The following is a 21,315-nucleotide window of genomic DNA, read 5'->3' as shown; positions in this document are numbered from 1 at the left end:
AGAAGCTTGAAGGAAGCGTTGTCTTCTTTCAAGCTTCTTTGTCAATTATTACAGTGCGGTGAAACGTTAAACTGCTAAAATTTTATATATATTTTTGATAGTTTAAATTGTATGATTCTCTTGATTATCATGCCGGCAAGCATATCAAGAGGAATGGGGAGAATCATGACAAACAAGAAAATCGGCCTGCGAATCGCCAGTACGGGACTGGCGGCAGCGTTGTTGTCTTCGGGGACGCTAACAGGTCTGGGGAGTGCGGAAGCCGCTTCGTCAGCGGCTTCGGATGTGAAAGGACATTGGGCGGAAAGTCGAATAGCGCAGTGGACGGAGTTGGGTTGGATTCGCGGTTATGCGGACGGAACGTTTCGCCCGGATGCTTCGATTACCCGCGCGGAATTTGCGGCATTGGCAAATCGTGCTTTTGGATTAAAAGGCTATGCTCCGACGGCATTCAGCGATGTGAAAGCATCAAGCTGGGCGTCCAAAGAAGTGTCGGCAGCCGTAGCGGCAGGTTATGCAAGCGGCGCATCCGACGGTACTTTCCGTCCGAACGAGCCGATTACGCGGCAGGAAGCGGCTTTGATGGTCGTTCGTCTGCTGAAGCTTACGCCTGACGCCGATGCCGCGAATGCTTTTGCCGATGCCGCTTCCATTCCGACCTGGAGCAAAGGCGCGATCGGTGCTGCCGTAGAGAGCGGAATCATCAGCGGCTACTCGGATCGAACGTATCGTCCGCTCAAGACGGCATCGCGTTCGGAAGCGATCGCGATGCTGCAAAATGCGATCGATAAAGGAAGCATCACCTATGATCGGGCAGGGACTTACGGACCGCAGAAGGGGCTTGCCGTAGCGGCTGGCGGCGTTGCGATTACCATACCGAACGTCGTGCTGCAAAATACGGTCGTAAAAGGAAACCTCTTGTTGGATAAAGGCATCGGCGAGGGCGATGCCGAGTTGAGAAACGTGACCGTGCTGGGCAAAACCGAAGTACGCGGCGGCGGAGCCAACAGTATTCACATCGTCGACTCCGGCGTCTCGGATCTGATCGTCAACAAACAATCCGGTGCTGTCCGAACCGTAGCCGAAGGTGAAGCGGATATCGGTTCGACCGTTGTGCAGGGACCTGCCATTCTGGAGGAAGAAGGGAATAGAGCGGCCGGATTCCATGACGTGGAGTTGTCGGAGAATATTCCTGCAGGCTCGAATGTCTCGTTGAGCGGGGGATTCGACAACTTGGAAGTGAACAGCTCGGGTACAAGCTTGAATATTCCGAGCGGAAGCGTCAGCAGCATCGTGGTTAGCGAATCGGCTGCAGGACTGACGTTGAATTTGGCCGAAGGCGTTACCGTTCAATCGTTGGAGCTGAATGCGCCTGTTACCGTAACCGGGCAAGGGATTATATCCTCGGTACGGATGAGCGATTCGGCGCGAGCCGGAAGCACTTTCGCTAGAGCTCCGTTGTCCGGAGCAACGGCGCCGACGACAACGCTGACCAATCCGGCCGATTCGAGCCCGAACACGCCGGTCGTACGGCCGCCGACGAATGCCGAACTGGCAAACGCGGTTTCGGTACGGATCGGAATTTTGCCGGATCTTGCTGCATTGAAGCTGTCGGATGAAACGGCCGTAAAGCAGGTAGTTGCTTCTTATGAAAACCTGACCGCGGAACAAAAAGCATTGCTCAGCGACGCTGATCGGACCAAATTGCAGCAGATCGCGGATCGGATCAGCGAGTTGAAAGCCGAGCATGCGGCAGACTTGGCGGCAGCGGAAGCCGTGCGAGCGGAGATTGCGGGATTACCGAGTGCTACAGCCTTAACATTGAACGATGAAGCAGCAGTAGAAGCGGCTCTTGCTGCATTCGATGCTTTGACTCCGACCCGCAAGCAGTTGGTCAGTGCCGAGGCTCTTGCCCTGCTGGCGAATGCAAAAGTGAAGATCGATGAGCTGAAAACCCGATTGGCGGCGGATATCGCAGCGGCCGGAGAAGTTGCGACGCTGATCGCGGCATTGCCGAGCGCGGCTGTACTGGATCTGACGAACGAGACGGCGGTAGCTGAAGCCAAAGCTGCTTACGAGGCTCTGACTCCTGCACAACGCGGGCATGTTGCGGCGGCGGATCTGGCCACTTTGAATGATGCGGTAGCGAAAATTGCGGATTTGAATGCGAAGCTTGCGGCGGATATTGCAGCAGCGAACGAAGTCGCAGTGCAGATCGCAGCCCTTCCGGCAGCGGCGCTGCTGACCTTGAACGATGAAGCGGAAGTGAATGCCGTGAAAACGGCCTACGAAGCTTTGACGCCGGAGCAGCAGGAGCACGTGAGTACGCAAGATGTAGCAACGTTGACTGATGCCGTCGATAAAATCGAAGCTTTAAACGTTCAATTGGCAGCGGATATCGCGGCAGCAGGAGTCGTGGCGACAAAGATTTCGGCGCTGCCCCAAGCTGCATTATTGACTTTGGCCGACGAAGCAGAGGTTGATGCGGCAAAAGCCGCTTACGATGCTCTGACGCCTGCCGAACAATCCCATGTGCAAACGGAAGATCTGGCGACTTTGAATGCCGCGGTAACGAAAATCGCGGATCTGAATGCGAAGCTTACCGCTGACATTGCCGCAGCCGATGCCGTTGCGGCCAAGATTACGGCGCTGCCGGCAACGCTTCTGTTGACCTTGGATGACGAGGCGGGCGTACAAGCTGCCGAGACTGCCTATGAAGCCTTGACCGCTGAGCAAAAAGACCATGTAAAAGCGAAAGACGTATCGACGTTGAATGACGCGATCGCGAAAATTGCCGAACTGAATGCGAAGCTTTTGGCGGATATCGCAGCAGCAAACGCAGTGGCGGCGAAGATCACCGCGCTGCCGTCGGCATTGCTGTTGACCTTGAGCAACGAAGCGGCAGTGGTGGAAGCCAAAACGGCCTACGAAGCGCTTACGGTCGATCAACGGATCCATGTCAAAGCGGAAGACAAAGCGACATTGGAAGCGGCCGTAGCGAAAATCGCGGAATTGAAAGCGAAGCTTGCCGCCGATATCGAAGCGGCAGGAGCCGTGACATCTAAAATCGCGGAACTGCCCGAGACATTGCTGCTGACTTTGGACCATGAGACGGCCGTAGCGGATGTCCAAGCCGCATACGACGCTCTTACTGCCGACCAGAAAGGTCATGTCGAAGCCGCTGACGTAGACGCCTTGAACAGTGCGGTCGCGAAAATCGCGGAGTTGAAAGCGAAGTTGGCCGCCGACATTGAAGCTGCCGATGAAGTCGCAAGGAAGATTACCGCTCTTCCGTCAGCGGCGGCTTTAACGTTGAACGACCAAGCTTCGGTTGCCGCGGCGAAATCCGCGTACGAGGCTTTGACGCCTGAACAAAAACAGCATGTCGGCACGCCGACCTTGAATCTTTTAAATGCGGCCGTGAGCAAGATCGAAGCTCTGCAAGCCGATGTTCAGGCTGCGGCAAACGTAGATACACTTATTCAGGCACTGCCTGCGACGGCGGCTCTTACGCTTCAGAATGAAGATGCAGTGGGAACGGCTCAAGCCGCATACGATGCGTTGACGCCAACTCGCAAAAGTTTGGTCAAAGCACAAAATCTTACGAAGTTGGAAGCCGCTGTAGCGAAGATCGCCGACTTGAACGCGCAGCTTGCACTCGACAAGGAAGCAGCAAACCAAGTAACGGCAAAGATTACGGCACTGCCGATCGTTTCTTCGCTGACGCTGGGCGATCAGGCTGCGGTTCAGGCGGCAAATACCGAGTTTGATCAACTGACGAGCGCGCAAAAAGCGTGGGTGTCCCAAGACGATCAAACGAGGCTGACGCAATCCGTGAATCGTATTCGGGAACTGATTGCCGATCAGGCAGCTGCGGATAGCGTGACGGCGAAGATTGCAGCGCTGCCGGAAGCGACGTCCGTTACCCTGTCGAACGAAGCGGCGGTGCAGGAAGCGCAAACGGCCTACAGCGCGCTGACCTTGGCGCAGCAGAGTCTGATTTCGACGGCGAATTACGCGAAATTGACGGATGCTGTGGCGAGAATCGCGAGTCTGAAGACTCCTTATACGCTGAGAAGCAAAGACATCACGAATTTCGATTATAAAAACGTGCCAGCGGTTCAAGCCCAGTTAAAAAGCAAAATCCTGACTTCGTCGGATTTCTCGGCTAACCCGGTCAAATTCACGATCAGCGACGGCGTGAATGTCGTTCCGGTAGACCTGTGGTGGAACATTCCGCAAAACGACGGATTTACCGTAGGGCAAGTGGTAGGTTCGGCAATCGATAGTTCGATTCAGGATTACTTCTACAAAATCGGCGGTTCCGACGGCATAATGAACCGGACCATGTGGGCCGCGGACTGGAGTGCGGGCAACACCTTCGTGCTGGGCAGCTACCAGAACGGTTCCGCATCGAAATTGATATTGGGCGGAAACTGGCAGGCGTTGTTCGATACCGGAAGTTCTTTGGGAACGGACGGAGACGCGCGCAGCCGAAGCTTCACGGTCAGCAACGGCTTGAAAACGACCACGATCAGTTTGAATAAAATCTTTATCGATCCGGACGGAGCAGGTTCGCTTGACGCGCTCGACGATATGGTATCGTATATCAATCAGCGATTCGCGTCCGCAAGTTTGACGGATGCCAAAGCTGTACGCGTCGGTCAGGCTTTCGAAATTCAACTGCCCAAAACGTATAGCGGATTGACGATCGCCGGAACGAACAAAAGCGAATTCTTTACCGAATTCCAAGGCAAGTAGACGCGGTCGAAATTTAATGAAGGAAAGAGATCGGATGATCCGGTCTCTTTTTTTTGGATGCATACGAGATAAAAAGTGTTCTATCTTCGATCCGATTGGCTTAAGATAGAACACGAATGGTTGATTTTCGGAGCGAACCAGTCTTTGCTGCGGCCAAACGCGAACCTGCGGTTTGAAGCGGCACAAAGGATTTGGCTTCCGCAATATTTGGAGGAATTTGTTTATGACAGACGATTCGACATATCCGCATCAGGCGGCCGGTTCGGCCGTATTTCGAAATCGGTATAGAGGCGATTGCGAGAACTGCTTCGGTCTCTGCTGCGCGGCGCTGCCGTTCTCGGCATCCGTCGATTTCGCGATCGACAAAGCAGCTGGCGAGCCGTGCCGGAACTTGCGCGAAGATTTCCGCTGCGGCATTCATACGAAGCTCCGGGATACGGGCTTCCGCGGCTGCACGGTATACGATTGCTTCGGAGCGGGACAGAAGGTCTCGCAGGAGACTTTCAAAGGGGTGAGTTGGCGCGAGCGTCCGGAGACGGCGCGCGCCATGTTCGAAGTGCTGCCGATCGTATGGCAGCTTCACGAGCTGATGTTGTACATGGAGGAGCTGCTCGGCCGCCCGGCGGCCTCGGTGCTCCATGCGGAGCTTCGTGAGGAGCTGATCGAGATCGAGCGCCTCACGCGGCTTGAACCCGACGCGCTGCGGGAACTGAGCGTCTCCGTGCAGCGCGCGAAAGTGAACGGGCTGCTGCTGGAAGGCAGCGAGCTTGTTCGCGCCGAAGCGAAGCGCCGCCATGCTTCGCGCAGCCAAGAAGCTCCGCGCGGGAAGCCGAATTCGGGCGGCGGCAAACGCGGAAAAAGCGGCAAAGCAGGCCGCAAGCGGGTGATCGGTCGGGGTGCCGATCTTGTGGGCGCCGATTTGCGCGGTGAAGATCTGCGCGCGGCCAACCTGCGCGGGGCTTATCTCATCGCCGCTAATTTGAGCGGCGTCGACCTGCGCGAAGCCGATCTGATCGGTGCCGACTTCCGGGATGCCGATCTGCGCGGCGCCAATCTGGCAGGCGTGCTGTTCCTGACTCAAGTTCAACTGAATTCAGCCAAAGGGGATGCCCGAACCATCCTTCCGCCGGGGCTGGAACGCCCGGGACATTGGAGCACGGCTGGTTGATCCGAAATTTATGGAAAAGGGGATGCGAAGATGAAGCTGCCGGAATCTATTCGTTTGTTGGCTGCCGAGCCTTCGGATGCCGACCGACTCGCCGAGCTTCGAGCGGAGGCGTTGTTTGAATCATTGAATCAATTGGGACGCTACAGCGAGCAGGGGGTGCGCGAGCGATTTCATCGTTCTTTTGACCCGGCCTTCACCCGAATCATCGAGACCGACGGCGAATTTGCGGGATGTATTGCGCTTAAACCTGCGGAGAACGGATATCTGTTGGAGCATTTTTATCTGCGGCAGGAAACGCGGGGCGGCGGAGTCGGAGCCGAGGTGCTTGGCCGCGTGCTGGCGGAAGCCGCTTCGGCCGACCCGGCTGCCGCCGTCCGCTTGAACGTGCTGCAAGGAAGCGCGGCGCGCCGTTTGTACGAGCGCTTCGGATTCGAGACGGAGAGCGAGGACGAGATCGACGTCTTTATGATTTTGCATCCCGAAACCGAAGCTTGAGCGGTTCATAAGGAGGTCAATCAAAATGAAGCATAATCGTCTGGGAAACAGCGGGTTATGGGTATCTGAATTAGGACTCGGAACGAATGCGTTCGGCAAGCGTGCCGACGAGCAAACGTCGATTCGCGTCATCGATGCTGCCCTGGATGGCGGGATCAACTTTATCGATACGGCTAATATCTATGCGGGTACGGAGTCCGAGCGCATCATTGGAAAAGCATTGGAGGGTCGGCGCGACAAAGTTGTACTGACGACAAAGGCCGGTCTTCCGCGAGGAAACGGGCCGGACGAACGAGGTTCTTCCCGTCGCCACTTGCAACGAGAGCTTGAAGAGAGTCTCCAACGTCTGAAAACGGATCATGTCGATCTGTATCAGATCCATACTTTTGATCCTTACACGCCGCTGGAGGAGACGCTTCGCGCGCTGGATGACTTTGTAGCTTCGGGCAAGGTGCGATATATCGGCGCGTCCAACTATGCGGCTTGGGAATTCATGAAGGCGCTTGGAATCAGCGAGCGTGACGGATACGTCCGCCATATCTCCAGCCAAACGAGCTATTCGCTGGCAGACCGGACGCCGGAGCGGGAGCTGATTCCGATGTGCCTGGATCAGGGAGTCGGCATCATTCCGTATTTCCCGCTTGCCGGAGGGATTCTAAGCGGGAAATACAGCGAAGGTAACAAGTCTCCGTCCGGTTCGAGAGCGGAAACCGATCCGAATTTCAAACGATTTTTAAATGAGCGTTATCTGGAGCTGGGTCGCCAAGTCGGTGAACTGGCAGCGGCTAATCGTATCGCTCCAAGCGTCCTGTCGCTTGCTTGGCTAATGCGTCGTCCATCGGTTTCGACCGTAATCGTCGGCGCCACGCGTCCCGAGCAAGTGGAAGCGAACCTGGAGAGCATACGCTTTGAACCAAGTGCCGAGTTGTTGAAGCAGCTGGATGAAATCAGCATGCCGTTCCGTTCCGGGGAACCTTTTGCCGTATATCGCTTGGATTGAATACTTGTTCAGCATGAAACCGATCCGTTCCGGGTCGGTTTTTTAGTAGGCGTGCGCCGAATATACCGGACCCGAAGCACTGCTTCGATCCGAATTCTAATTGTGCATATGCACAACAAATTTCGTCTTTTCATCAATATCTTTTCCCGTTCATGAAAGCCTATACTGAAAGCGTGTTCAACAATAGCTGTGGCGTTTGGGAGGATGATCACTACCGCCGTCGGCGTGTTTATTTCGGTCGCGGTCTTGATCGTCGCGCCTATCGCCTTGTCGGTCGGCAACGAGATGGGCATTTCCAAGGTAGCGCTCCTTCTGGCTTGTAGCCGATAACGATAAGGAAAAAGGAGTGATGTCATGAGCAGGAAAACCTTTCTGTTGGCGCCCGATTCGTTCAAGGAGAGCATGACGGCCAAAGAAGTCTGCATCGCGATGGAAAAAGGATTAAGCCGCGTCTACCCCGACGCCCGCTTTATCCACGTGCCGATGGCCGACGGAGGCGAAGGCACGGTGCAGTCGCTGGTCGACGCATCCGGCGGCAGTCTGCATACGAAGGAAGTGACGGGGCCGCTGGGCCTTCCCGTGACGGCAAGCTTCGGATTGCTGGGCGACGGAGAGACGGCGGCGATCGAGATGGCATCGGCGAGCGGCATTCATTTCGTGACGAAAGAAACGAAGAATCCGCTGATGACGACTACCTACGGAACAGGCGAGTTGATTGGCGAATGCCTGGATCGCGGCGCGAAAAAGATTCTGATCGGCATCGGCGGCAGCGCCACCAACGACGGGGGAGCGGGAATGGCCGAGGCGCTCGGCGCGAAATTTTTGGATGAAAAAGGCCAAGAGATTCCGCGCGGCGGCGGTGGGCTTGCTCACTTGTCGAAGATCGATACATCGGGGCTGGATGCGCGTCTGCAAGGCGTGGAGATCGTGGTTGCCTGCGACGTGACCAATCCGCTGTGCGGCGAGCATGGCGCATCGGCTGTATTCGGGCCGCAAAAAGGCGCGACTCCGGAGATGGTGCAGACGCTCGATGCCAATCTGGCTCATTACGCCGATATCGTCTTCGAACAGCTGGGTCGCGACGTTCGGGATGTACCGGGAGCGGGGGCGGCCGGCGGATTGGGAGCGGGATTGTTGGTGTTTACACGTTCCGAGCTGCGCAAAGGCGTAGAGATCGTGCTGGATTACACGGAGCTTGAGCGCAAGGCGGGCGAAGCGGATCTCGTATTCACGGGCGAAGGCGGTATCGATTTCCAGACCAAATTCGGCAAAACGCCTTACGGCGTAGCGGCCGCGGCCAAGCGTGCCGGGAAAAAGGTCATCGCGGTCGCGGGTTATGTCGGAGACGGGATCGAGGCGCTGTACGACGAAGGAATCGACGCGATTTTCGGTATTGTGCCGGGAGCGGGCGAACTGCCGGAACTGCTGGCGGCAGGTCCCGAGAACGTGGCGAGGACTTGCGAAAATATTGCGCGCGTGCTGAAGTTTGCGGATTGAGCGTACGCGTATGGTTAATCACAAAAGCCGGTTTCTCTTCAATGAGAAACCGGCTTTTCGCCATGTCGGTGCAGCTTATGTTTTTTTCGCTAATTTCGTCTTCGTCCTTTTGGCTGCCCAACTCCCGATTCATCGATACTCGGCCAACAGATCGTGCACGAGCTGGAATAGCTCCAACACTTTACGAGGGTCGCGCCCGGTCAGCTCGGCGATCCGCTTTAGCCGGTATTGCAGCGTGTTGCGGTGAATCGCGAGGCGTTCGGCGGTTCCCGACATGCTGCCGTCCTGCTCCACGAAAATCCGAAGGGTATCCAGCAGGTCGGGATGATCGGCAAGTTTTGCGGTTGCGCGAAGGCGGGGACCCGTATCAACTTGAGCAAGTCCGGCGAGAAAAGACACTTCATGGAAACGGATCAAGTTTGCAGAAGGTTTCAACGCGGCTTGCACATGCAGGGCAGAGCGAGCTTGAAGAAAGCTGTCCGCGATCGATTCCTCCTGCTGCCCGATTGCGATTCGGATATGGGGTTGTACGTGCAGCAGCGATTCGGCGAGCTTTTCCGCAGAAGCGTCTTCTTGAATGAGCACCAGATGAACGCCCTCCTCCAACCGGAATGCAGGAAACCGCAGCAGCAGCGCCGAGGCATCGTTTTCCGCTTCAAAGCCCGTCACATATAACACCTGCGTTCGGAGCGCGAGGTCGAGTCCGTATCCTGCGGCTTCTTTTCTTATTTTTTGCGTATAGGCTCCGCGGTGTTCCAGCAGCATGCGAATAAAAGCCGATCGGCGATTTTCTTCATGGGCCAACGTTTCGAGGGCGGTTTTCTGCTCGACCAGTAAGGACACCGTCGTGCGCACGATGTTACAGAAGGGACGTACTTCATCCGGCTCGCCGCTGATTCCGATCACGCCGACCCGCGTATCGCCGATCACGATCGGTTCGTTGGTGCCTTTTTTCTCGAATTTGCCTTCTTCGAGCACTTCGACCATTCGTCCCGTGGCAAGCGCGCGCACGGCTGCATCATGAACCGTACCGATTCGCTCGCGATTTCCGCTGCCGATGATAACTCCGCGGTCGTTCATGATGTTTATATTGTAGGGAATGTCCTGCATCATCTTATCGACGATCTCTTGCGCTTGTTTTTCCGAGAGTTGAAACATGTCGTTCACGCTTCCTTTTCCGATTGTGCTTTCGAACAACGATTATAACCGTTTTCATTCGGATTTCCCATGACTTTTTGATGAACGGGTTGTATAATCTTGGAACGTGATCGGGTGGGACGCAGCAACAACAGGCGATTCGGGTTTCCCGTGCATGAAATGCAGGGGCGAATGCTTTGCAAATCGTCTTAAAACGTACCCGTGAATGCCGATTGTCGCCGCGATTTGCGGCAATTAAGGATTCTTCATAATTTATATGCACGGTTCTGCAATCACATGGTCTAAACTATAGGTAAAGCAGTTCGCCGCCTAAAACAAATGTTAACAATTGTTTAGGATTGTTTAATCCGGCATTCGAATGTATTTTAAACAGAGAAGATATAATAAAAGGTATTCCCGACCGCCCAAATTCTATTGAAATCGAGGGACAGGTATGAAAATTTTGATTACAACCGAATGTTACCGGCCAATCATCAACGGAGTCGTCACCTCGGTGGTCAATCTGCAAAGCGAGCTGGAGAAGAACGGACATGAAGTCCGTATTTTAACGCTGTCGCCGGATGCGCATTCGTTTGAGGAAGACGGCGTTACCTATATAGGTTCTGTAGCGGCCCTGTATCCCGGAGTGCGCACAGCGCTGCGCGTACACCGCAGAGAACTTCGGTCGCTGCTGGACTGGAAGCCGGACGTGGTCCATTCGCAATGCGAATTCAGCACGTTCCGCATGGCCCGATACATAGCCGGGAAGCTTAATGTCCCGATCGTCCATACTTATCATACGGTGTACGAAGATTACACCCATTACTTTTCGCCGAGTCGAACTTGGGGAAAAGCGGCCGTCGCCTGGTTTTCGCGCAACACGCTGCGGCATGTGCAGTGCGTAGTGGCACCGACAGAGAAGGTGCACGGTCTGCTTACGGGCTACGGCGTACCGGGCGATATTCAGATCGTGCCTACGGGTGTCGATCTGGATCAATTTCAAGCGGAATTGCCTAACGAACGTCGCTCTCTTCTAAGAAAGAAGCTTGGGCTGACCGAAAAAGATGTTGTACTGGTATCCGTCGGAAGGTTGGCGAAGGAAAAAAATCTGGAAGAGATTCTTCGATTCACGTCGGAGTATCAAGCCCCGGGCGTCAAACTGCTGGTCGTCGGCGACGGCCCGCATCGGTCTTCGCTGGAACGTTACGCAGCGGCGTTGGGCTTGGACGACCGGATCGTGTTTGCGGGGATGGTTCAACCGCATGAGGTCGCCGATTATTATCGGCTGGGTGACCTGTTCGTCAGTGCCTCCAACAGCGAGACGCAGGGACTTACCTATATCGAAGCGATGGCTTCGGGGCTGCCCGTATTATGCCGCCGCGACGATTGCTTGAAGGACGTCGTCGATACCGGCGTGAACGGATGGCAATACGAATCGTTTGAGCAATTTAAGGAAGCTTTGTCTTCGGTCTTGAGCAGCCGCGAACGGCTCGTCGAGATGGGAGAGAATGCTCGCCGCAAGGCACTGGGCAAGTATTCGTCTTCGGCATTTGCCGAGAGTGCCGAACAAATTTATGTCAGGGCCATTGCGGCGTATCGGCCGATTCCAAGTCGTTTGCTGCTGCCTGCCGCCACTAAAGCGGCAATCAAGTAAGAAGGATATCCGGAAGGCTCGGATACCCGGTCCCATTTTACGAATCGGAGGAACCGATCATGAAGCCTTTTTCGTTTCGGATTATGATGAATGCCTCGACCGCTGCCGGTCTGGCGGCCTGCGCGGCTCTTGCGTTCTACGGCTTCTATACGGGAATCTTCCGTTCGCAGGAGGCGCTGGGCGCTTTTTTGGAAGGCTTCGGCGTCTGGGCGCCGCTGATTTTCGTAGTATTCCAGGCCGTGCAGGTCGTCATTCCGATTCTTCCGGGAGGCATCGGCTGCGTGGCGGGCATATTGGTTTTCGGACCCTTGGCCGGATTTATCTACAATTATGTCGGCATCTGCCTCGGTTCCCTCGCTGCTTTCTTGTTGGCGCGCAAATACGGACAGCCGATTATCGAAAGCATGTTCAGTCCGAAGCTTCGGGCCAAGTATAATCACTGGACGGAAGGGCGCCGCTTCAATAATTTGTTCGCCGTGGCGATCTTCATGCCGGTCGCGCCGGACGATTTCCTGTGCTATTTGGCCGGGACGACCAAGATGACGTTCCGCCGTTTTACCGCGATCATCCTGCTGGGCAAGCCGCTGGCGATTGCGGCTTACAGCTTCGGTCTAAGCACGGCGATCACCTATTTGGCAAGGCTGTTCGGCATCGCGTAGGGAAGAGCGGAAGGGGAGAATCAAGTTGTCTTCGATCCACTGTATTCCGCTCCAGAAGGGAAGGAAGCTTTCATGAAAATATTGCTGTACGCCGGATCATTGAATACGGTGAGCCGCAGCGGCGTAGGCGAAGCGATCCGTCATCAGCGCGAGGCGATGGAGCGGCTCGGCGTCGATTATACGATGGACGAGCGGGGCGATTACGATCTCGTGCATCTGAATACCATCTTCCCGGATTCGCTGCGCATGGCGCGCAGAGCCAGACGCAAAGGCAAAAAAGTCGTCTACCATGCCCACTCCACCATGGAGGATTTTCGCAATTCGTTCATCGGTTCCAATCTGGCCGCGCCGCTGTTCAAGCAGTGGATTTTACGCTGCTATCGCAGTGCCGACTTGCTGATTACCCCGACCGAGTATTCAAAAGGATTGATTCAAGCCTATGGAAAGATTCCGCCGATCGTGAGTCTGTCAAACGGCGTGGATAGCGCTTTTTTCGCACCGGATACGGAGGCGGGGCAGCGTTTCCGCCGCAAGCACGGGTTGTCGGGCGAGACGAAAGTCGTCATATCCGTCGGCCACTATATCGAACGCAAAGGGATATTGGACTTCGTCGAGCTGGCGCGCCGCATGCCGGATCACGAATTCTACTGGTTCGGTTTTACGCCGCTGTATATGGTGCCTTCCAAGATTCGTGAAGCGGTCGAGAGTAAGCTGCCGAACCTGCATTTCCCGGGCTACGTGAATCGGGACGAGCTGCGGGACGCTTATTGCGGCAGCGATTTGTTCTTGTTCGCCACGCATGAGGAAACGGAAGGGATCGTGCTGCTGGAGGCGCTGGCTGCGGGGGTTCCGGTACTGGTGCGCGACCTGCCGATCTATGCGGAGTGGTTGGAGGACGGCGGCACGGTGTACAAGGCCCGCGATCTGGAGAGTTTCGAACGGGGAATTCGCGGAATCGTCGGACGCACGCTGCCCGACCTGACAGAGAACGGCCGTAAGCTTGCCTTCGGTCTGGATCTGGATGCGGTAGGCCGACGATTGGTTGAGCTGTACACGCAAACGTTACATAGCGGAACGGAAAAATCGAAGGCGCAGGTGCTGCGGCCGGAGGTTTAAAGCGATGATGCCTATAAAGGCGAAAAAAACCCTTGTCGCCGTCGCGGCCTGCCTATCTTCGGATAAGCGGGTCGCAAGGCGAACAGGATTCTTTTTTAGGGCAAATCGATCACTGCGATGAGACACTCAATGGCTCGATGCCGATTGTTTGCAGACAAAGCTTAAGGCAGTTGATTCCCCGCCGCGCGGTAAATGCCGTACCACTCTTCGCGGGAAAGTTTCACTTCGCTTGCCTTGATGCAGTCCTTGATGCGCTGAATGTTCATCGTGCCGGTTACGGGCTGCATGTTCGCCGGGTGACGCAGCAGCCAGGCGATCGCGATCGTCGTGTTGCTTACGCCGTGCGCTTCGGCCACTTTATTGATTTCGGCGTTAAGCTCGGGGAATTTATCGTTGTCCAGAAAGACGCCTTCGAAGAATCCGTACTGGAACGGCGACCATGGTTGGATCGTGATATCGTGCAGACGGCAGTAGTCGAGAATGCTTCCGTCGCGATCCACCGACTCGTCGATCAGCATGTTCACGTTCACGCCGTTGGAGATCATGTTGGCGTTGGTGATGCTGAGCTGAAGCTGGTTGGCGACGAGCGGCTGCTTCACGTATTTTTTCAAAAGCTCGATCTGCATCGGCTTCTGGTTGGATACGCCGAAGTGGCGGACTTTGCCCGAAGCTTCCAACTGATCGAACGCTTCCGCGACTTCTTCCGGCTCGACGAGCGCGTCCGGGCGGTGCAGCAGCAGAATATCCAGATATTCCGTGTTCAAGCGCTTCAGAATGCCGTCCACCGACGACAGGATATGTTCTTTGGAAAAGTCGAATTGTCCTTGGCGAATGCCGCACTTGGACTGAAGAATCAGCTTCTCGCGCACGGTCGGACTCATCTGCACCGCTTCCGCGAAAATCTCCTCGCATTTGCCCCCGCCGTAAATGTCCGCGTGGTCGAAGAAATTCGCGCCTTCGTCCAGCGAAGTTTGCACGAACGCTTCCGCTTCCTTTTTATCCAGCGAATCGATGCGCATGCAGCCTACGGCGACCACAGGTACGTCGAGGTTGCTGGTTCCGAGCTTGATCGTTCTCATGATTCGAATTCCTCCTCTATATGTAGCCTCTTTTGATCAGGGCCGATCCGTTTCGGGAAGCCATAACAATTCTTGCATAAAAATAAAACGGTTTCAAGACGAACAGCAGGCAAAGCCTCAATCATTTTTTCGGAGTCGCGTCAGTAGAAAATGCCGAGCCATACCGCTAGAACGATCGCGGCGAGCAGCATCTTTTTTTCGCAGGCCGTGACCGCCGCCGCGTCCCGCATATCGGCTTTCGACAACCAGTAGATCGACAGGATCGCGACCGCCGCCGTTCCCGCCGCTCCGAGCCAACGTTCCGATCCGGCCAGCCACAGCGAAGACAATCCGATGATCCCGAAATAGACGATTGCCGGCAGCCGCGCGTAAGCGAGGCCGAAGCGTTCGACCGCCCATACGACGCTGGTCCGTTTGCGCGGCGAAGCTTGGCGGTCGGCGTCCAGATCGGGAATATGGTGCACCATGACCCAAGCGATGCAGTAGACGGCGTTGATCCAGGCGTTTTGCAAAGCCCAGTCCGGCAGGCTGCCGAGCAGCAGCCAGGCTCCGCCAAGTCCCAACGCAAAGGCGGCAGGGAACGTGCTGAGCCACTCTCCCGCGAACGGAACGTAGGCCAGCCGCAGCGGCGGGGTCGAGTAAGAGACGGCGCCCCAGATTCCGATCAGCAGCAGTGCGGCGAGCGGAACCCGGCCCAGCAGAATCAGCAGCAAGGCGCAGACCAGCAGGACGGCCGTCAAACCCAACCCGAACCGTCCCAAAGCTTCGGGCGTCATCTTTCCGTTTTGAATCACCCGGCTTCCGCCGGACAGCATCGCCGGACTGCGCTCGTCCGTGCCGGAACGGTAATCCGTGTAATCGTTCAGCGCATGCGTGAGCAGGCCGTGGATCAGCAGGCAGCCGGCCAGCAGGATCAGCGAGGTGCCGAACGCTTGGCCCGCAGACACGGAAGGGTGCAGAAACAACGGATACATGCCGGAAAAGATGAGACGACGCTCGAGGCGCCTACGGCGGCGGGACGCATGAGAAGCAGGCCGTTTTTGAACGCGGCAGCGGCAGAACGGTGCAAAGATCCAACTCCTTCCAACATAAGGTCATTCTTATATACCACCGGTCGGGAAACGGAAAACCGAAACCCGCCGCTTTCCGCTCGCGCATTCGCGCTTTGAGAAGGGAGACTGGACAACATGATGACAAAAGTCAAAACAATGTTTCTCGCCTTAATGCTCGTATCCGCTTTCGGAACGGCCTCCGCTTTCGCGGAAACCACGCATGCGGCTTCGGCCGGCACGACGTACACGACGGCAGCCGCCGAAGTGGAAGAAACGACCGACGATGTCGTGAACGAAGCAACCGACGACGACGGCGACAACGGCCTGTGGGGCCTGCTCGGCCTGTTGGGACTGCTCGGACTGCTCGGTTTGCGCCGCAAGCACAACGATCACGACGACAGAACGACACGCGTCAATCGTTAAAAGCGCGTAATGGAACAAGAACGGAAAGTTTCGCGATGGAAAAAAGCGTCTCTGCAGCAAGTCTGCCGCAGAGACGCTTTTTTGTCGGTTTTCGAGGGACTTCTCACAGCCGTTAACGAGAAACGCAAGCACGGCATGTGTTTTGGTTTACATATTAATAAGGATAAAAAAGGGAGGGTAAACTTATGACGATGCATTCGATGATTTTGTGGATTCCGGGCATCGCATTGATCCTGCTCGGTATTTTGTATATGAGAAAAGGCATGTATCCGTCGCCGGAACCTTATCGGCGCAGCAGCGAACGATCTGCGGGAGCGGCGGAGAAAAATAAAACGGCCAACCTCACGGCGGGGATCGCGTTCGTCATCGCCGGAATCATCCTAATCGTATTTTTTACGGCAGTACCGTCTTTGTTGGCGCCGTTCTGACCGATTTGCAAAACAACACTTGAAATTTCCGACGAAAAAGCCGATAATGAGTATATAAAATAATTATAGTTACTTACTTTATTTAATATAACTATCCGAACCTTAAAAGTCGGCTTATCGAAAAGGAGATTCAATCATGGAAATCGGTATCAGTACCTTTGTAGAAACAACCCCGGCAGACGGGAACGGACCCACGATCAGTCACGCGGAGCGCATTCGCCAAGTCGTCGAGGAGATCGTGCTGGCAGACAAAGTCGGCCTCGACGTATTCGGCGTAGGCGAACATCACCGTGTCGATTACGCGGCGTCGGCTCCGGCGGTCATTCTGGCTGCGGCCGCGGCGCGTACGGAAAAAATTCGTTTGACCAGTGCCGTTACGGTGTTGTCGTCGGCCGATCCGGTGCGCGTGTTCCAGGACTTCTCCACCGTGGACGCGATTTCGAACGGCCGTGCGGAAATCATGGCGGGACGCGGATCGTTTATCGAATCGTTCCCGCTGTTCGGCTATGATCTGAACGATTACGACGAGCTATTTGACGAGAAGCTGGAATTGCTGCTCAAAATTCAGGAGTCGGAGATCGTGGATTGGAAAGGCGGCCATCGCCCTGCAATCAAGAGCCGCGGCGTGTATCCGCGTCCGGTTCAGGAAAAGCTTCCGATCTGGATCGGCAGCGGCGGCAACCAGGAATCGGTCGTGCGCGCAGGTCTGCTCAATCTTCCGCTCGTGTTGGCGATTATCGGCGGACGTCCCGCGCAATTCGCGCCGCTGGTCGACCTGTATAAACGTGCGGCGGAGCATGGCGGAAATGATGCTTCCCTGCTTCCGGTCGCTTCCCACTCGCACGGCTTCGTCGGCGAGAGCGACGACATCGCTGCGGACAAATTCTTCCCTTCGATGCAGTACGCCATGACCGTTCTGGGCAAAGAACGCGGTTGGGGTCCTTATACGCGTCAAGGCTTCGACGCCCTGCGCGGACCGGAAGGCGCTTTGTACGTAGGCAGTCCGGAGACGGTCGCCAAGAAAATCATCGATCTGCGCAAAAAGGTGGGCATTACCCGCTTCATGCTGCATACGCCGGTCGGCACGATGAAAAATCACGACGACGTACTGCGTTCGGTGGAACTGCTGGGCACGAAAGTTGCTCCGATCGTACGCGAAGAGATCGCGGCATGGGAAGCGGCCGGACAGCCGGCGAATTAAGTTCAGTTATTTGATCCGCTTATGTGCGACGTCCTCATACTCATCTTTTAAAAGCAAGCCTGCGATGTTACATCGCAGGCTTTTTCTGATACCCGATTTCTTTTTTTTAGAATATTCCTTTACAGGAATATTCGAGTCGGTTATAGTAGACGTATCGCAAGGCAGAACGCGAAAAGAGGTGATCTTGCGCAGGCTCAGCGGGTGCGACAAAAGAAATGCCGCCGGGTTGCAAGGCTGTGCAGAAACGATATGGACAAGGAAAACATCGCTGTATTTGCCGCTTTGGCCGAACCGAGCCGAATGCGGATGGTCTCGCTGTTGCGAAGCGGGCCGCTGGGCGTGGGAGAGATCGCGGAACGATTGCAGATCCGCCAGCCGCAAGCTTCGAAGCATCTCAAGGTGCTTCAACAGGCGGGGATCGTCGAAGTAGAAGCCGATGCAAATCGCAGGCATTACCGACTCCGTGCGGAACCTTTTCAAGAACTGGAGATTTGGCTGACAGGTTATCGGGAGCTGTGGAACGAACGTTTCGACCGATTGGACGATTATTTGAAAAATATGCCGGATTGACTGCAGAACGCAGAATGCCGAAGACGGCTGCTTAACGTTTACCGCCATACATTCATGATTTCGGGGAGGCTTTCGACATGGGAGAAATGACAATTAAGGCCGAAGGACTGGAATTCGCAATGGAACGCGTGTTCAACGCGCCACGGAACAAGGTGTTTGCCGCATTTACGGAGTGCGAGCACTTGAAGCATTGGTGGGGACCGCGCGGTTGGGAGCTTACAGCGTGCAACCTCGATTTCCGCCCGGAAGGCGCTTGGCACTACTGCATGACATGCAAGGATGAGTCGCAAGGCGAATTCTTCGGCATGGAATCGTGGGGCAAAGCCGTCTATCGGGCTATCGATGCACCGAACTCCATCGTCTATACGGATTATTTCTCCGATGCCGAAGGCCTGATCAATGAAGACCTCCCGCCCTCCGATACCACGCTTGTTTTTGAAGAATTCGAAGGCGGGACCAAAGTCGTCTCCCGTACCTTGTACGACTCCGAAGAGTCGCTCAAAACGGTTATGGAAATGGGCATGGAGCACGGCATTCGCGAAACCTGGGATCGTCTGGACGAGTATCTCGGCTAAGTTAAGCATCCTATGATCCGCTCGCCGAATATAACAATAAACGCAAACAAACGAAGCCGCCGGCATAATCGCCAGCGGCTTTTTAGCATGCAGGCTCGTTTCGAAGCGAATCTGCGCTTTTTTTATTGAAACACCTTCCTCTGAAGCAGCTCCAAAGCCGCTTCCACTTCCTTCAACTCATCCTCCGTCAATCCGGCGATCCGCTGTTCGAACCCTTGCTGCGCTTGCGCGAACACGCGTCCCATCATCGCCTGGCCGTCTGTGGACAACCGGAACAGCTGGCGTCGGCGATCCGCGTCATCCGTCGCTTTTTCGCAGAGTCCTTTTTCCATCAGCTTGCGCAGTTCGCGGCTTGTATTCGGCAGCGACAGGTCTACGCAATCCGCGATTTCGCTCGGCGTTACGGGTTGGCTGACCATCATATACTCCAAAATTTTATATTGAACGGGCGTTACGTCTTCGCTCTTCACGCCTCGGGTCAACTCGTGGCTGACTTCGTGCAAATCTGCCGTGAACGCAACGAATTTTTGAAACAAAGCGCTATGATCCATGTTCTCACCTCTTGCACCCAACATAGCAAAAAACTTATCTATATACAATTATCATTTGACAACTATATTCCGTGTATGATACCTTTTTGTTATCAAAAGATAAGTAAATGGAGGCGTTACTGATGAACATGCTGTTGATTTATGCTCACCCTAACCATAAGAGTTTGAGTTATTCGTTTATGCAGCAGGTATTGCGCGGTGCTGACGAGAATACGCAGGTTAAAGAAACCCGGGTGCTTGATTTGTACGAAGAAGGCTTCGATCCGGTGCTGATGTTCAATGAAGAAAAAAGAAGACGGGATATGCATATCGACCCGGAACTTGCGCGCCATCGCGAACTGATGCTGTGGGCGGATAAGATCGTGTTCGTCTATCCGATCTGGTGGGGACGTCCTCCGGCGATGCTGATGGGCTTCATCGACAAGATGTTTGCGTCCAACTTCGCGTACCGCGACAAAGGCGGCCTGCTGCCGGAAGGACTGCTCAAAGACAAATCCGTCGTCTGCGTCTCCGTGATGAAAGGGCCGACCGGGTACCTGCAATTGTGGCTGGGCAACGCCCACCGCATTCTGATGCGTAAAGCGCTGTTCAACTACGTCGGAATTAAAAAAGTGAAGTTTTTCGAATTCGGCAACATGGAGAACCCGAAAGGAAAGCATGCGCAAAAGCTGGAGAAAGTGTATCGGTATTTCCGGGCGGTTGCGAGCTGATTCCGACTCTTCCAGTTTGTATTCAAGATAACCTCATGCTAAGGTAAAACGGAAGGCCGCAAAGCTCGAATGTCCAACTTACTTAGACGGAGGCGAATCATCATATGAAAGCACTGTTTATCGGGGGAACGGGCACCATCAGTACGGAGATCACCAAGCTGCTGCTCACGCAGGGACATGAATTGTATCTGTTGAACCGCGGCAATCGCAATGAGGGATTACCGGAAGGCGCGAAAATTTTGAAAGGCGACATCAACGACGAAGCCAAGGTGGCGGAACTGATCGCGGACCTCAACTTCGACGTGGTCGCGGACTTTATCGCATTTACGCCGGAGCAGGTGGAGCGGGACTACCGCCTGTTCAAGGATAAAACAAAACAATATATCTTCATCAGCTCGGCTTCGGCTTACCAGTCGCCGCCGGCGGATTACCGGATCAGCGAAGCGACGCCGCTCGCGAATCCGTTCTGGGAATATTCCCGCAACAAGATCGCCTGCGAGGATTATCTGATGAAGCAGTACCGCGAAGAAGGCTTCCCGATCACGATCGTGCGCCCGAGCCATACGTACAGCGAACGCTCGGTGCCGGTCGGCGTGCACGGCAGCGGAGGGCCTTGGGCCGTACTCAAGCGTATTCAGGAGGGCAAGCCGGTCATCATCCATGGGGACGGAACTTCGCTCTGGACGCTGACCCACAGCCGCGACTTCGCCAAAGGCTTCGTCGGGCTGATGGGCAATATCCATGCGCTCGGCGAATCCGTGCAGATCACGTCGGACGAATCGTTGACCTGGAATCAGATTCACGAGATCGTCGCGTCGGCGCTCGGCAAGAAGCTGAATCCGCTGCATGTGCCTTCGGCGTTTTTGGACGCGGTCAGCGACGAAGATTACCGGGGCAGCCTGCTCGGAGACAAAGCCAATACGGTCGTGTTCGACAACTCGAAACTCAAGCGTCTCGTGCCGGACTTCGTAGCGACGACTCGCGGCGACCAGGGGCTGCGCGAAGCCGTGGAGTACGCGCTGGCGAATCCCGAAGCGCAGAAAGAAGATCCGGAGTTCGACGCCTGGTGCGACCGGATCGCTACCGCGCTGGAACGGGCAATCGCCGAAATCAAAGGCTGATTTTTGTCGGCGAAAGACATGCAAGCAGACTCACCCAACCGTTTCGCGACTGTGCGAAGCGGTTTTTCGTTTGTCTCAAAAGAAGCCGGCAAGGAAGCGATTATTTATTTTTGGTTAA

General features: G+C 55.2%; 19 protein-coding genes and 1 pseudogene. 16 read left to right on the top strand and 4 right to left on the bottom strand.

The window, feature by feature from the left end; all coding sequences use genetic code 11:
- The first annotated feature begins 165 nt into the window (after positions 1-165).
- The 6 genes and pseudogenes from HRQ63_RS18770 (at position 166) to HRQ63_RS18745 (ending at position 8,921) form a co-directional block, all read left to right on the top strand.
- Positions 166-4,761: an S-layer homology domain-containing protein gene (locus tag HRQ63_RS18770; RefSeq protein WP_172246619.1), complete on the top strand. Its 4,596-nt coding sequence runs from the start codon at positions 166-168 to the stop codon at positions 4,759-4,761.
- Between the two features lie 223 nt (positions 4,762-4,984).
- Positions 4,985-5,929, top strand: coding sequence for a pentapeptide repeat-containing protein (locus HRQ63_RS18765; RefSeq protein WP_172246617.1), 945 nt, complete (start codon positions 4,985-4,987; stop codon positions 5,927-5,929).
- Positions 5,930-5,959: 30 nt separating this feature from the next.
- Positions 5,960-6,424: a GNAT family N-acetyltransferase gene (locus HRQ63_RS18760; protein WP_172246615.1), complete on the top strand. Its 465-nt coding sequence runs from the start codon at positions 5,960-5,962 to the stop codon at positions 6,422-6,424.
- Positions 6,425-6,449: 25 nt separating this feature from the next.
- Positions 6,450-7,424, top strand: coding sequence for an aldo/keto reductase (locus HRQ63_RS18755; protein ID WP_172246613.1), 975 nt, complete (start codon positions 6,450-6,452; stop codon positions 7,422-7,424).
- A 192-nt stretch (positions 7,425-7,616) separates the two neighbouring features.
- Positions 7,617-7,748 (top strand): annotated as a pseudogene (locus tag HRQ63_RS18750) (GntP family permease); the annotation flags it as partial.
- A gap of 30 nt (positions 7,749-7,778) precedes the next feature.
- Positions 7,779-8,921 (top strand): glycerate kinase family protein, encoded by a 1,143-nt coding sequence (locus tag HRQ63_RS18745; protein WP_172246611.1) that lies wholly within the window; start codon positions 7,779-7,781, stop codon positions 8,919-8,921.
- Between the two features lie 129 nt (positions 8,922-9,050).
- On the opposite strand, the gene HRQ63_RS18740 is transcribed toward HRQ63_RS18745, so the two are convergent.
- On the bottom strand, positions 9,051-10,079 hold the full coding sequence (locus tag HRQ63_RS18740; protein WP_172246609.1) for a CdaR family transcriptional regulator: 1,029 nt from the start codon (positions 10,077-10,079) through the stop codon (positions 9,051-9,053).
- Between the two features lie 433 nt (positions 10,080-10,512).
- Between HRQ63_RS18740 and HRQ63_RS18735 the strand changes: the two genes are divergently transcribed.
- From HRQ63_RS18735 to HRQ63_RS18725, 3 genes are all read left to right on the top strand, one after another.
- Positions 10,513-11,712 carry a glycosyltransferase family 4 protein gene (locus HRQ63_RS18735; protein WP_172246607.1) on the top strand — a complete coding sequence of 400 codons (1,200 nt, stop codon included), beginning with the start codon at positions 10,513-10,515 and terminating at the stop codon, positions 11,710-11,712.
- 59 nt (positions 11,713-11,771) lie between these two features.
- A complete protein-coding gene (locus HRQ63_RS18730; protein ID WP_172246605.1) occupies positions 11,772-12,371 on the top strand; it encodes a TVP38/TMEM64 family protein in 600 nt (199 codons plus the stop codon).
- Positions 12,372-12,443: 72 nt separating this feature from the next.
- Positions 12,444-13,487: an LTA glycolipid anchor biosynthesis glycosyltransferase, IagA/BgsA family gene (locus HRQ63_RS18725; RefSeq protein WP_172246603.1), complete on the top strand. Its 1,044-nt coding sequence runs from the start codon at positions 12,444-12,446 to the stop codon at positions 13,485-13,487.
- Positions 13,488-13,648: 161 nt separating this feature from the next.
- On the opposite strand, the gene HRQ63_RS18720 is transcribed toward HRQ63_RS18725, so the two are convergent.
- Both HRQ63_RS18720 and HRQ63_RS18715 read right to left on the bottom strand, forming a co-directional pair.
- On the bottom strand, positions 13,649-14,566 hold the full coding sequence (locus tag HRQ63_RS18720; protein WP_172246601.1) for an aldo/keto reductase: 918 nt from the start codon (positions 14,564-14,566) through the stop codon (positions 13,649-13,651).
- A 140-nt stretch (positions 14,567-14,706) separates the two neighbouring features.
- On the bottom strand, positions 14,707-15,531 hold the full coding sequence (locus HRQ63_RS18715; protein WP_229714308.1) for a prenyltransferase: 825 nt from the start codon (positions 15,529-15,531) through the stop codon (positions 14,707-14,709).
- Between the two features lie 222 nt (positions 15,532-15,753).
- Here HRQ63_RS18715 and HRQ63_RS25760 point away from each other — a divergent pair, with 222 nt between their 5' ends.
- The 5 genes from HRQ63_RS25760 (at position 15,754) to HRQ63_RS18690 (ending at position 18,815) form a co-directional block, all read left to right on the top strand.
- The gene (locus tag HRQ63_RS25760) at positions 15,754-16,041 is read left to right on the top strand and encodes a WGxxGxxG family protein (RefSeq protein ID WP_216673989.1); all 288 of its coding nucleotides are present in this window, start codon (positions 15,754-15,756) and stop codon (positions 16,039-16,041) included.
- A gap of 185 nt (positions 16,042-16,226) precedes the next feature.
- Complete coding sequence (locus tag HRQ63_RS18705) at positions 16,227-16,469, top strand: hypothetical protein (RefSeq protein WP_172246599.1); 243 nt, start codon at positions 16,227-16,229, stop codon at positions 16,467-16,469.
- Between the two features lie 136 nt (positions 16,470-16,605).
- Entirely contained in the window at positions 16,606-17,670 is a 1,065-nt protein-coding gene (locus HRQ63_RS18700) for an LLM class flavin-dependent oxidoreductase (protein WP_172246597.1), read from the top strand.
- Between the two features lie 249 nt (positions 17,671-17,919).
- Entirely contained in the window at positions 17,920-18,240 is a 321-nt protein-coding gene (locus HRQ63_RS18695) for an ArsR/SmtB family transcription factor (RefSeq protein WP_172246595.1), read from the top strand.
- Positions 18,241-18,317: 77 nt separating this feature from the next.
- Positions 18,318-18,815 carry an SRPBCC domain-containing protein gene (locus tag HRQ63_RS18690; protein ID WP_172246593.1) on the top strand — a complete coding sequence of 166 codons (498 nt, stop codon included), beginning with the start codon at positions 18,318-18,320 and terminating at the stop codon, positions 18,813-18,815.
- A gap of 122 nt (positions 18,816-18,937) precedes the next feature.
- On the opposite strand, the gene HRQ63_RS18685 is transcribed toward HRQ63_RS18690, so the two are convergent.
- Positions 18,938-19,366, bottom strand: a complete 429-nt coding sequence (locus HRQ63_RS18685) for a MarR family winged helix-turn-helix transcriptional regulator (RefSeq protein ID WP_172246591.1) — start codon at positions 19,364-19,366, stop codon at positions 18,938-18,940.
- Between the two features lie 122 nt (positions 19,367-19,488).
- Between HRQ63_RS18685 and HRQ63_RS18680 the strand changes: the two genes are divergently transcribed.
- Positions 19,489-20,076, top strand: coding sequence for an NAD(P)H-dependent oxidoreductase (locus HRQ63_RS18680; protein WP_172246589.1), 588 nt, complete (start codon positions 19,489-19,491; stop codon positions 20,074-20,076).
- Between the two features lie 104 nt (positions 20,077-20,180).
- Positions 20,181-21,197: an SDR family oxidoreductase gene (locus tag HRQ63_RS18675; protein ID WP_172246587.1), complete on the top strand. Its 1,017-nt coding sequence runs from the start codon at positions 20,181-20,183 to the stop codon at positions 21,195-21,197.
- Positions 21,198-21,315: the final 118 nt, after the last annotated feature.

The sequence above is a fragment of the Saccharibacillus endophyticus genome (assembly GCF_013185185.1).
Lineage (GTDB): Bacteria > Bacillota > Bacilli > Paenibacillales > Paenibacillaceae > Saccharibacillus > Saccharibacillus endophyticus.
Note: the sequence above shows the minus strand (reverse complement) of the source record. Positions and strands in the feature narration are given on the sequence as shown.

Coding starts and splice junctions, on each gene's coding strand:
- HRQ63_RS18760 (WP_172246615.1), top strand. CDS start 5,960: ATGAAGCTGCCGGAATCTATTCGTTTGTTGGCTGCCGAGCCTTCGGAT.
- HRQ63_RS18745 (WP_172246611.1), top strand. CDS start 7,779: ATGAGCAGGAAAACCTTTCTGTTGGCGCCCGATTCGTTCAAGGAGAGC.
- HRQ63_RS18735 (WP_172246607.1), top strand. CDS start 10,513: ATGAAAATTTTGATTACAACCGAATGTTACCGGCCAATCATCAACGGA.
- HRQ63_RS18730 (WP_172246605.1), top strand. CDS start 11,772: ATGAAGCCTTTTTCGTTTCGGATTATGATGAATGCCTCGACCGCTGCC.
- HRQ63_RS18740 (WP_172246609.1), bottom strand. CDS start 10,079: ATGTTTCAACTCTCGGAAAAACAAGCGCAAGAGATCGTCGATAAGATG.
- HRQ63_RS18725 (WP_172246603.1), top strand. CDS start 12,444: ATGAAAATATTGCTGTACGCCGGATCATTGAATACGGTGAGCCGCAGC.
- HRQ63_RS18705 (WP_172246599.1), top strand. CDS start 16,227: ATGACGATGCATTCGATGATTTTGTGGATTCCGGGCATCGCATTGATC.
- HRQ63_RS25760 (WP_216673989.1), top strand. CDS start 15,754: ATGATGACAAAAGTCAAAACAATGTTTCTCGCCTTAATGCTCGTATCC.
- HRQ63_RS18720 (WP_172246601.1), bottom strand. CDS start 14,566: ATGAGAACGATCAAGCTCGGAACCAGCAACCTCGACGTACCTGTGGTC.
- HRQ63_RS18695 (WP_172246595.1), top strand. CDS start 17,920: ATGGACAAGGAAAACATCGCTGTATTTGCCGCTTTGGCCGAACCGAGC.
- HRQ63_RS18685 (WP_172246591.1), bottom strand. CDS start 19,366: ATGGATCATAGCGCTTTGTTTCAAAAATTCGTTGCGTTCACGGCAGAT.
- HRQ63_RS18700 (WP_172246597.1), top strand. CDS start 16,606: ATGGAAATCGGTATCAGTACCTTTGTAGAAACAACCCCGGCAGACGGG.
- HRQ63_RS18765 (WP_172246617.1), top strand. CDS start 4,985: ATGACAGACGATTCGACATATCCGCATCAGGCGGCCGGTTCGGCCGTA.
- HRQ63_RS18770 (WP_172246619.1), top strand. CDS start 166: ATGACAAACAAGAAAATCGGCCTGCGAATCGCCAGTACGGGACTGGCG.
- HRQ63_RS18675 (WP_172246587.1), top strand. CDS start 20,181: ATGAAAGCACTGTTTATCGGGGGAACGGGCACCATCAGTACGGAGATC.
- HRQ63_RS18680 (WP_172246589.1), top strand. CDS start 19,489: ATGAACATGCTGTTGATTTATGCTCACCCTAACCATAAGAGTTTGAGT.
- HRQ63_RS18755 (WP_172246613.1), top strand. CDS start 6,450: ATGAAGCATAATCGTCTGGGAAACAGCGGGTTATGGGTATCTGAATTA.
- HRQ63_RS18690 (WP_172246593.1), top strand. CDS start 18,318: ATGGGAGAAATGACAATTAAGGCCGAAGGACTGGAATTCGCAATGGAA.